An 8728-nucleotide genomic window follows, 5' to 3' on the forward strand; every position below is an offset into this window, starting at 1 on the left:
GGACGAACCGGCGAGCGAGCCGGCAGCGGCAGGGCTGGAATCGGTCGATGCGACGCCGGCCGTGGGCGAAGCGCCGGCCGCTATCGACGAGGTCGTGGTTCCCGCCGCCGAGCCGGAAGCGGCATCTGGGCCGGCCGAAACCACGGCGGAGATCGATGCCGAGACCGCCGCGGAAGCTGCGAACGAAACCAGCGAAGGCGGCATCGCGCCGCCCGAGCCGGATGCGGAAAACAAGGATGAGCCCACCGTGCCGCCGGTGGTCCCCGAGCCCAAAAGCTAGCCTCTTGTCAAAGGCTTGAGCGCGGGCGCATAGAGTTCAGCGGGGCTGTGTTCCTGCCCCGATCGCGTTCGGCGCGCCATGCGGCGCGCCGGGAAGTCAGTAGGGCCGATGATTTCGCAAAAAGCCAAATATGCCTTGCGCGCGCTGGTGTCCCTCGCCCGGACCGGACGCGGGGAAACCATGATGATCGGCGAGATTTCCAAGCAACAGGCGATCCCCAAGAAATTCCTCGAGCAGATCCTGCTGGAACTCAAGCGGGCCGGCTTCGTCGCCAGCCGCCGTGGCCGGGCCGGGGGCTATGAACTGCTCCGCGCCCCGGAGGAGATCATGTTCGGCGAGGTGCTGCGGCTGATCGATGGCCCCATCGCCCCGCTCCCCTGCCTCTCCAAGATCGCCTACAAGCGCTGCAAGGATTGCCGCGACGAGCAGTCATGCGAGATTCGCCACGTCTTCGAGCGGGTGACGCTGGCCACGCGCGAAGTGCTGGACCGCACCACGCTGGCAGATTCGCTGCGGCTGGAGGATATCCCGGTTTAGACTTCTTACCTCTCCCTTTGGGGGAGGTAAGAAAGGGCACCCCTACCCAAACACCACCGTCTTCTTCCCGTTCAGCATCACCCGGCTTTCCAGGTGCAGCTTCACCGCCCGCGCCAGCACCCGGCTCTCGATATCCCGGCCGGCGGCCACCAGGTCGTCGGGGCTCATGGCGTGGGTGACGCGGGCGGTTTCCTGCTCGATGATCGGGCCTTCGTCGAGGTCGGGCGTCACGTAATGGGCGGTGGCGCCGATGATCTTGACGCCGCGCTCATGGGCCTGGTGATAGGGCTTGGCGCCCTTGAAGCTGGGCAGGAAGGAGTGATGGATGTTGATCACCTGGCCGAACAGCCGGGTCGAGAGATTGTCCGACAGCACCTGCATGTAGCGCGCCAGCACCACGAGGTCGGCGCCACTCTGCTTGACCAGCGCCAGCACCTGTTCCTCCTGCGCCGCCTTGGTGTCCTTGGTCACCGGCAGCAGGTGGAAGGGGATGCCGGCATCCTGGGCGATCTTTTGCGTGTCGGCATGATTGGAAATGATGGCCGCCACCTCGGCATCGAGCCAGCCCACGCGGATCTGGTAGAGCAGATGCAGCAATGTATGGTCGAACTTGCTGACCAAGATCACCATGCGCTTCCTGCGGCTGTCATCGGCCAGGCTGGTCTTCATGGAAAAGCGTTCCACCGGCGATTTCAGCGCCCGCTCGATGGCGTCGCGCCCCACGCCATGGGGCGTGGTGAAGGCCAGCCGCATGAAGAAGCGGTCGGTCTCGCGATCCCAGAACTGGTTGGATTCGGCGATATTGGCGCCCAGGGCCGCCAGTTCGGTGGTGATGGCGGCGACGATGCCGGGGCGGTCGGCGCAGGAAAGGGTAAGAACGAAACTGGCCGAGGACATCGCTGAGGCTCCGGAAATCTGCCCAGCGGTATCAATGGCTTGCGCCCTTTCGTCAAGTGCGCAGCAAAAAGGGCCGCCCGCGAGGACGACCCTTCCTGAGTGTATCGGCCTCGAGTGCCGAGGAGGCGCGTGTTATCCGAGATCACTCCCGATCAGCACACGATATCCCAGACCTTCTTCGAGTACCAAAATCTCAAAAGACACTGGATCACCTCCTTCACGTTGGTTGAACATGAGGGAAAGGTGCGCCTGATTTGCCGTCTTGTCCAGTCCCGGTCAGCCTCGTGCCTTTTTCGGCCGTGCCCGCAGTTGCAAAATCGTCGCAATCAGCACGCCCAAAGCCACAATGGCGATGATGATGGTGGCCAGCGCGTTGACGTCCGGCGAAACGCCCAGCTTGACCTTGGAGAAGATCACCATGGGCAGGGTGGATGAGCCCGGACCCGAGACGAAGCTGGCAATGACCAGGTCGTCGAGCGACAGGGTGAAGCCCAGCAGCCAGCCGGACACCAAAGCCGGGGCGATGATGGGCAGGGTAATGTCGAAGAAGGTGCGGAGTGGGGAGGCGCCCAGGTCCATGGCGGCTTCTTCGAGGCTCCGGTCGAAATCGCTGAGGCGCGACTGCACGACGACGCAGACATAGGCGGTGCAGAAAGTGGCGTGGGCGATGACGATGGTCAGCATGCCACGGCCCTGCGGCCAGCCCAGCGTGGATTCCATGGCCACGAACAGCAGCAGCAAAGCCAGCCCGGTGATCACGTCGGGCATGACCAGCGGCGCCGAGACCATGCCGGAAAACAGCGTCCTGCCCTTGAAGCGGCGGAAGCGCACCAGGGCTACCGCCGCCAGCGTGCCCAGCACCAGGGCGATGCTGGCGCTGATGGCGGCGATCTGCAGGCTCAGCCAGGCGGCGCCGAGCAATTGCGGGTCGCTGAACAGCTCGCCATACCATTTGGTCGAAAAGCCCGACCAGACGGTGACCAGCTTGCTCTCGTTGAACGAGAAGATGACCAGCGAGACGATGGGCGCGTAAAGAAACGCGAAGCCCAGCGACGCGGCGATGGGAAGGAACCAGCCCCGGCGCATGCTACTTCTCCACCACGGCGCTCTGGGCGCGCTGCAGCAGCATGATGGGCACCACCACCACGACCAGCATGGCCATGGCGACGGCGGCAGCGCGCGGCCAGTTGGTATTGGTGAAGAACTCGTCCCACAGCACGCGGCCGATCATCAGCGTGCCCGGTCCGCCCAGGAGCGAGGGGATGACGAATTCACCGATGGCCGGAATGAAGACGAGCATGGAGCCGGCGACGATGCCGGGCAGCGACAGCGGCAGGGTGATCGAGAGGAAAGTGCGCGCCGGGCGGGCGCCGAGATCGGCGGAGGCTTCGAACAAGGCGGTGTCGAGCTTCACCAGCGTCGTATAGAGCGGCAGGATCATGAAGGGCAGATAGGTATAGACGATGCCGACATAGACGGCGAAATCGGTCTGCATCATCACCAGCGGCTCGATGCCGAACAGGCCGAGAAACTGGTTGATGACGCCATTGCCACGCATGAAGCCGGTCAGCGCATAGACGCGCAGCAGGAACGAGGTGAAGAAGGGCAGCACCACCAGCATCAGCAGGATATTGCGCCAGCGGTCGGGTGCCCGCGCAATGGCATAGGCCATGGGATAGCCGATAAGGAGCGTGATGACCGTGGCGATGGCCGCGATGCGGATCGAGCTCAGATAGGCCGCAACATAGAGGTTGTCGGTGAAGAGCTTGATGTAATTGGACAGATGCAGGGTGAGCTGCACCGTGCCTTCTTCGGTCGAGAGCAAGGCCGAATAGGGCGGGCGGCCAAACTGCTTGGTGGCCAGCGAAATGCCGAAGACCACGGCCAGCGGCACGAGGAAAAACACCAGCAACCACAGGACCGGCGCGACCAGCACCAGCACGCGGCCGGAAATGCCGACCTTGGCCAGCCGCCGCTCCACCGCGTTCCAGGGCCGAAGCCGGCGCGGCGGGGGAATGGTGGGTTCGTGGGCGGTGGTCATGTTGTGGTCCCCGCGTTTGCCTTTGTTACCTCGCCCCTGAGGGGAGAGGTCGGCGCGCAGCGCCGGGTGAGGGGTTCAGCGCTGCATCGGGCTGCGTGCTCCCCACCAGCACTGAACCCCTCACCCCACCCTCTCCCCTCAGGGGAGAGGGAGCCCACGCTCAGCGGAGACGAATGGACAATCATACCGTCAGCACCGAGCCGGATGTGTCGCCCCAGGTAACATAGACCTGTTCGTCCCAGGTGATGGCGTCGGGGTTGCCGCGCACCGTATTGGTCTGGGTCACGCGCAGGCGCATGCCGCTGTCGAGCAGCACCTGGTAGACGCTCATGTCGCCGAGATAGCCGATATCCTCGACCATGCCATGGGTTACGTTGGCGCCATGGATGCCGGCCGGCTTGTCGCGGCTCAGATGCAGTTTTTCGGGGCGGATAGCCCACCACAGGAGCTGGTCGGGGGCGCAATCGACGCCATGGCCGACATGGATGTCGCAGCCCAGCTCGGCCGAGCGGATGCGCACATGGTCGGGCTCGTCCTCGGTCACCACGCCCTCGACCATGTTGGCGGAGCCGATGAAATTGGCCACGAATTTGGAATTGGGGAATTCGTAGATGTCGGTGGGCTCGCCGATCATGGCGATTTCGCCCTGGTTCATCACTCCGATGCGGGTGGCGAGACTCATCGCCTCCTCCTGGTCGTGCGTCACCACGATGAAGGTAACGCCCAGCGTCTCCTGGATCTTGACCAGCTCGAACTGGGTTTCCTCGCGCAGCTTCTTGTCCAGCGCGCCGAGCGGTTCGTCGAGCAGCAGCAGCTTGGGGCGCTTGGCCAGGGCGCGGGCCAAAGCCACGCGCTGGCGCTGCCCGCCCGAAAGCTGGTGCGGCTTGCGCGCGCCATAGTCCTGCAGCTTCACCAGCGCCAGCAATTCGGCGACCCGGGCGGCGATCTCGGCGCGGGGCAGCCCATCGCGCTTGAGGCCATAGGCGATATTCTGCTCCACGTTCATATGCGGGAACAGCGCATAGGACTGAAACATCATGTTGACCGGCCGATTATAGGGGGCGACCTGGGTCATGTCCTGGCCGTCGATCTCGATCGTGCCGGATGTTGGCGTTTCAAAGCCCGCCAGCATGCGCAGCAGGGTCGACTTGCCGGAACCCGAGCCGCCGAGCAGGCAGAACAGCTCGGACTTGTAGATGTCGAGCGACACGTCATGCACCGCCGAAACGTCGCCGAATTTCTTGGTGACGTTCCTGATGCGCACGAACGGCTTTGCCTTGGGGTCGCGCCAGGGCCGGGTGTCGATAGCGAGCGGGGGTTTTTTGGCCATCTGTCTCTAGCGATCCTGTCAGTAGACCTCATCCTGAGCTCGTCGAAGGACGAGGTCGTGACTGGATGTTGCCACGCCCTCGTGGTTCGACAGGCTCACCATGAGGGCTGCTGGCAAGCTGGGGGCGGCTGGTGCCGCCCCCGGATGATCGTCTTACTGGCCGGTCTTGATGCGGGTCCAGGTGCGGGTCAGTACTTCCTCGAAATCGGGGCTGTGGGCGCCCATGACGAAGGCCTTGGCGATGGTTTCGGCCGGGGCATAGATGCCCGGATTGGACTTGACCTCTTCATCGACGAACTCGGTCGCTGCCAGGTTGGGGTTGGCGTAGAACACATAATTGGTGATCGCGGCCACGACTTCGGGCTCGAGAATATAGTTGATGAAGGTGTGGGCGTTGCCGGGATGGGGCGCATCGGCCGGAATGGCCAGGAAGTCGAACAAGGTCGCCGCCCCTTCCTTGGGGATGACATACTGCACCTCGACGCCCGCGCCGGCGGCAGCCGCGGCGTCGGCGGCGATGAAGATGTCGCCCGAATAGCCCAGGGCCACGCAAATCTCGCCATTGCCCAGGTCGTCGATATACTGGCTGGAGTGGAAGTAGCGGATATAGGGCTTGACCGAGTTGAGCAGTTCCTCGGCCTTGGCCAGGTCTTCCTCGCTCTCCGAATTGGCGTCGAGGCCAAGATAGTTCAGCGCGATGCCGGTGACTTCGGAGGGGCTGTCAAGCAGGCTGATGCCGCAGGAAGCGAGCTTTTCGGCATATTCGGGCTTGAAGATCAGGTCCCAGCTATCGGTGGGTGCGTCGGCGCCCAGCGCCTCGGCCACCTTGGCGACATTGTAGCCATAGCCGATGGTGTTGATCATATAGGGCACGGCATGGGCGTTGTCAGGGTCCTGGCCGGCGGCCGTGGCCATCACTGCCGGGTCGAGATTGCCCAGATTGGTCAGCTTGGATTTGTCCAGCGGCAGGATCAGGCCGGCCTGGATCTGGCGTTCGAGGAAGTTGCCCGAGGGGACCACGATGTCATAGCCGGAATTGCCGGCCAGGAGCTTGGCATCGACGATCTCGTTATTGTCGTAGACGTCGTAATTGACCTTGATGCCGGTCTTCGCCTCGAAATTGGCGATGGTGTCCTCGGCAATGTAGTCGGACCAGTTATAGACGTTGAGCACGGCCTCTTCCTGGGCCAGCGCCGGGCTGGCGACCATGATGGCGCCGAGGGCAAGTACGAGCGACTTGTTCATCTGGATTGAGCTCCTGTTCGAAAGTTTTGGTCTTTTTGGCGTTACGGCGCCGTGGCGCGGCACAATCGGGGCGCCCGGAGGCGCAGACGGGTCAGTCCCGAGCGCTCATCTTCGAGGGCCCGGATCGGTCGATCCGGTCTGGCATGCTGGTGCGGAAAAAGAGCGCTCGGAAGCGCTGGGCAAATCGGCTGGCCTCTGCCCGGAGCCGGGCGCGTATCGATCGACGCGCACGGCGCGATCAACCATGATCGTCTGCAGCGAAGTGCCCTTTCCACGCTGGAGTTTTACGAGGGCAACCTAGAGCCAAATCGCTGGGGCGACAAGCATCTGGCGGCAAGATTCCGCAGGGGTTGACGCCATCGCGCAACAAGGCGCAAAACCCGCGGCAACAGGGCCGCGGCGGCCCGCAACCGACAGATCGAGCGAGTGAGACGATGAGCGCCAAGGCCTACCTTTCCGTCAGTCCAGAAGTCAAGAAGGCGCTGGCATCAGGCAAGCCGGTCGTGGCGCTGGAATCGACCATCATCACCCATGGCATGCCCTATCCGCAGAACCTGGAGATGGCCAACAATGTCGAGGCGGTGATCCGCAAGCATGGCGCGGTGCCCGCCACCATCGCCATCATGGATGGCCGCTTCTGCGTCGGCGTTTCGGGCGAGGATCTGGAGCGGCTGGCGCTCGAAGGCGGCAAGGCCGCCAAGGCCAGCCGGCGCGATGTTTCGGCCTTGCTGGTCAAGGGCGAGATTGCCGGCACCACCGTCGCCACCACCATGCAGATTGCGGCCCTGGCCGGCATCCATGTCTTTGCCACCGGCGGCATTGGCGGGGTGCATCGCGGCGCCGAGGAAACCTTCGACATTTCCGCCGACCTCGAAGAGCTGGGCCGCACGCCGGTCTGTGTGGTCTGTGCCGGAGCCAAGTCGATCCTCGATATCGGCAAGACGCTTGAAGTGCTCGAAACCAATGGCGTGCCGGTGCTGGGCTATGGCACCGACGAATTCCCCGCCTTCTGGGCGCGCAAGAGCGGCCACAAGGTCGATCATCGCTTCGATGAGGTGGCCGGCATCGCCAAGGTGGTCGCCATGCAGATCGACCTGGGCCTGGGCGGCGTGCTGGTCGCCAACCCCATCCCCGAAGCCGATGCGCTCGACCCCGCGGCCATCGAGGCGCGCATTGCCGAGGCCATAAGGGGCGCCGAGCAGGAAGGCGTCTCCCGCAAGGATCTGACCCCCTTTCTGCTCAAGCGCATCTTCGAATTGACCGACGGCAAGTCGCTGGTCTCCAATATCGCGCTGGTCGAAAACAATGCCATGGTCGCCGCGCAGATCGCCGTGGCCATGGCGGCCCGTGCCACGCCACGCCCGGCCGTGCGCCGCGCATGAGCGGCAAGGTTCTCGTCGTCGGCGACGTGATGACCGATGTCATCGTGGTGCCCGAAGGCCCTGTCGTCAAAGGCAGCGATCGCCGCGCCACGGTGCGCAGCCGCCCCGGCGGCTCGGGCGCCAACCAGGCGGTGTGGCTGGGCGCCATGGGTGCCGAAGTGGTGTTCGCGGCCCGTGTCGGGGCCGAGGACAAGGCGATGTACGAGAATTATTTCCGCGGGCTGGGCGTGGTGCCGGTGCTGTCCGGCGACCGCGAGCAGCCTTCGGGCGTGCTGGTGACCATTGTCGATCCCGATGGCGAACGCAGCTTTCTCACCGATCGCGGCGCCAATCTCAACCTGTCGCCCGCCGACCTCAATGAAAGCCTGCTCGACGATATCGGCATGGTCATGGTCTCGGGCTACAGCTTCTTCGCCCCGGCGCCCCGTGCCGCGGTGCAGGGCCTGTCTGCCGCCGCCAGGGCGCGCGGCATTGCCGTCATGGTCGACCCGGCCTCGGTGGGGTTTCTGGTCGAAGTCGGCGCCAGCCAGTTCCTCGACTGGACAAGCGGCGCCGATGCCATCTTCGCCAATGAAAGCGAAGCCGGGGCGCTGACCGGCGTCACCGGCTGCGAAGCGCAGATGCGGGCCCTGGGCAGCCATTACGACACGGTTCTCATCAAGCGTGGCCGCCTCGGTGCCGCCATCGGCGGCCGTAACGGCATTCGCGTCGAACTGCCGGCCCCGGAGGTGAGTGTGGTGGATTCCACCGGCGCGGGGGATGCCTTCGCGGCCGGCTTCATCGCTGCAAAACTGGCCGGCGCGGATGAAGCCGGTGCGCTCGCCAAAGGCATCGCAGCGGGAGCGAAAGCCGTTCAATCCATCGGCGGCCAGCCGGGCTGAGTGCCACGCCCTCGTGGTTCGAGGGTCGCTACGCTCCCACCTCACCATGAGCAACCATTAAGTGATGCGGTCCATGGCTTGTCTCTTTGCAGGACCGTGTTTGCGAAGATGACGAGCTTTCTGGCGCATGCGACG

The 8728-nt window shown here is 64.3% G+C and carries 8 protein-coding genes; 3 read left to right on the plus strand and 5 right to left on the minus strand.

What is annotated here, in order from left to right:
- Positions 1-388: 388 nt before the first annotated feature.
- The gene (locus tag ASD04_RS11055) at positions 389-817 is read left to right on the plus strand and encodes an Rrf2 family transcriptional regulator (protein WP_056256507.1); all 429 of its coding nucleotides are present in this window, start codon (positions 389-391) and stop codon (positions 815-817) included.
- A 42-nt stretch (positions 818-859) separates the two neighbouring features.
- Here the strand turns inward: ASD04_RS11055 and purU are convergent, their stop codons facing one another.
- From purU to ASD04_RS11080, 5 genes are all read right to left on the minus strand, one after another.
- A complete protein-coding gene (gene purU, locus ASD04_RS11060; RefSeq protein WP_056256510.1) occupies positions 860-1714 on the minus strand; it encodes a formyltetrahydrofolate deformylase in 855 nt (284 codons plus the stop codon).
- 276 nt (positions 1715-1990) lie between these two features.
- Complete coding sequence (locus ASD04_RS11065) at positions 1991-2800, minus strand: ABC transporter permease subunit (RefSeq protein ID WP_056256514.1); 810 nt, start codon at positions 2798-2800, stop codon at positions 1991-1993.
- 1 nt (position 2801) lies between these two features.
- Positions 2802-3755, minus strand: coding sequence for an ABC transporter permease subunit (locus tag ASD04_RS11070; protein ID WP_056256519.1), 954 nt, complete (start codon positions 3753-3755; stop codon positions 2802-2804).
- A gap of 181 nt (positions 3756-3936) precedes the next feature.
- Positions 3937-5085, minus strand: a complete 1149-nt coding sequence (gene potA, locus ASD04_RS11075; protein ID WP_056256524.1) for a polyamine ABC transporter ATP-binding protein — start codon at positions 5083-5085, stop codon at positions 3937-3939.
- A gap of 153 nt (positions 5086-5238) precedes the next feature.
- Positions 5239-6330: a polyamine ABC transporter substrate-binding protein gene (locus ASD04_RS11080; protein ID WP_056256527.1), complete on the minus strand. Its 1092-nt coding sequence runs from the start codon at positions 6328-6330 to the stop codon at positions 5239-5241.
- A gap of 434 nt (positions 6331-6764) precedes the next feature.
- Between ASD04_RS11080 and ASD04_RS11085 the strand changes: the two genes are divergently transcribed.
- Positions 6765-7712, plus strand: a complete 948-nt coding sequence (locus tag ASD04_RS11085) for a pseudouridine-5'-phosphate glycosidase (RefSeq protein ID WP_056256530.1) — start codon at positions 6765-6767, stop codon at positions 7710-7712.
- On the plus strand, positions 7709-8593 hold the full coding sequence (locus ASD04_RS11090; RefSeq protein ID WP_056256533.1) for a PfkB family carbohydrate kinase: 885 nt from the start codon (positions 7709-7711) through the stop codon (positions 8591-8593). The genes ASD04_RS11085 and ASD04_RS11090 overlap by 4 nt, the downstream gene beginning before the upstream one ends.
- The last annotated feature ends 135 nt before the right edge of the window (positions 8594-8728 follow it).

Source organism: Devosia sp. Root436, from assembly GCF_001426345.1.
Taxonomy (GTDB): Bacteria; Pseudomonadota; Alphaproteobacteria; order Rhizobiales; family Devosiaceae; genus Devosia.

Excerpts from the sequence above, each read along its gene's own strand:
- ASD04_RS11055 (WP_056256507.1), top strand. The coding sequence starts at position 389 with ATGATTTCGCAAAAAGCCAAATATGCCTTGCGCGCGCTGGTGTCCCTC.
- purU (WP_056256510.1), bottom strand. The coding sequence starts at position 1,714 with ATGTCCTCGGCCAGTTTCGTTCTTACCCTTTCCTGCGCCGACCGCCCC.
- ASD04_RS11065 (WP_056256514.1), bottom strand. The coding sequence starts at position 2,800 with ATGCGCCGGGGCTGGTTCCTTCCCATCGCCGCGTCGCTGGGCTTCGCG.
- ASD04_RS11070 (WP_056256519.1), bottom strand. The coding sequence starts at position 3,755 with ATGACCACCGCCCACGAACCCACCATTCCCCCGCCGCGCCGGCTTCGG.
- potA (WP_056256524.1), bottom strand. The coding sequence starts at position 5,085 with ATGGCCAAAAAACCCCCGCTCGCTATCGACACCCGGCCCTGGCGCGAC.
- ASD04_RS11080 (WP_056256527.1), bottom strand. The coding sequence starts at position 6,330 with ATGAACAAGTCGCTCGTACTTGCCCTCGGCGCCATCATGGTCGCCAGC.
- ASD04_RS11085 (WP_056256530.1), top strand. The coding sequence starts at position 6,765 with ATGAGCGCCAAGGCCTACCTTTCCGTCAGTCCAGAAGTCAAGAAGGCG.
- ASD04_RS11090 (WP_056256533.1), top strand. The coding sequence starts at position 7,709 with ATGAGCGGCAAGGTTCTCGTCGTCGGCGACGTGATGACCGATGTCATC.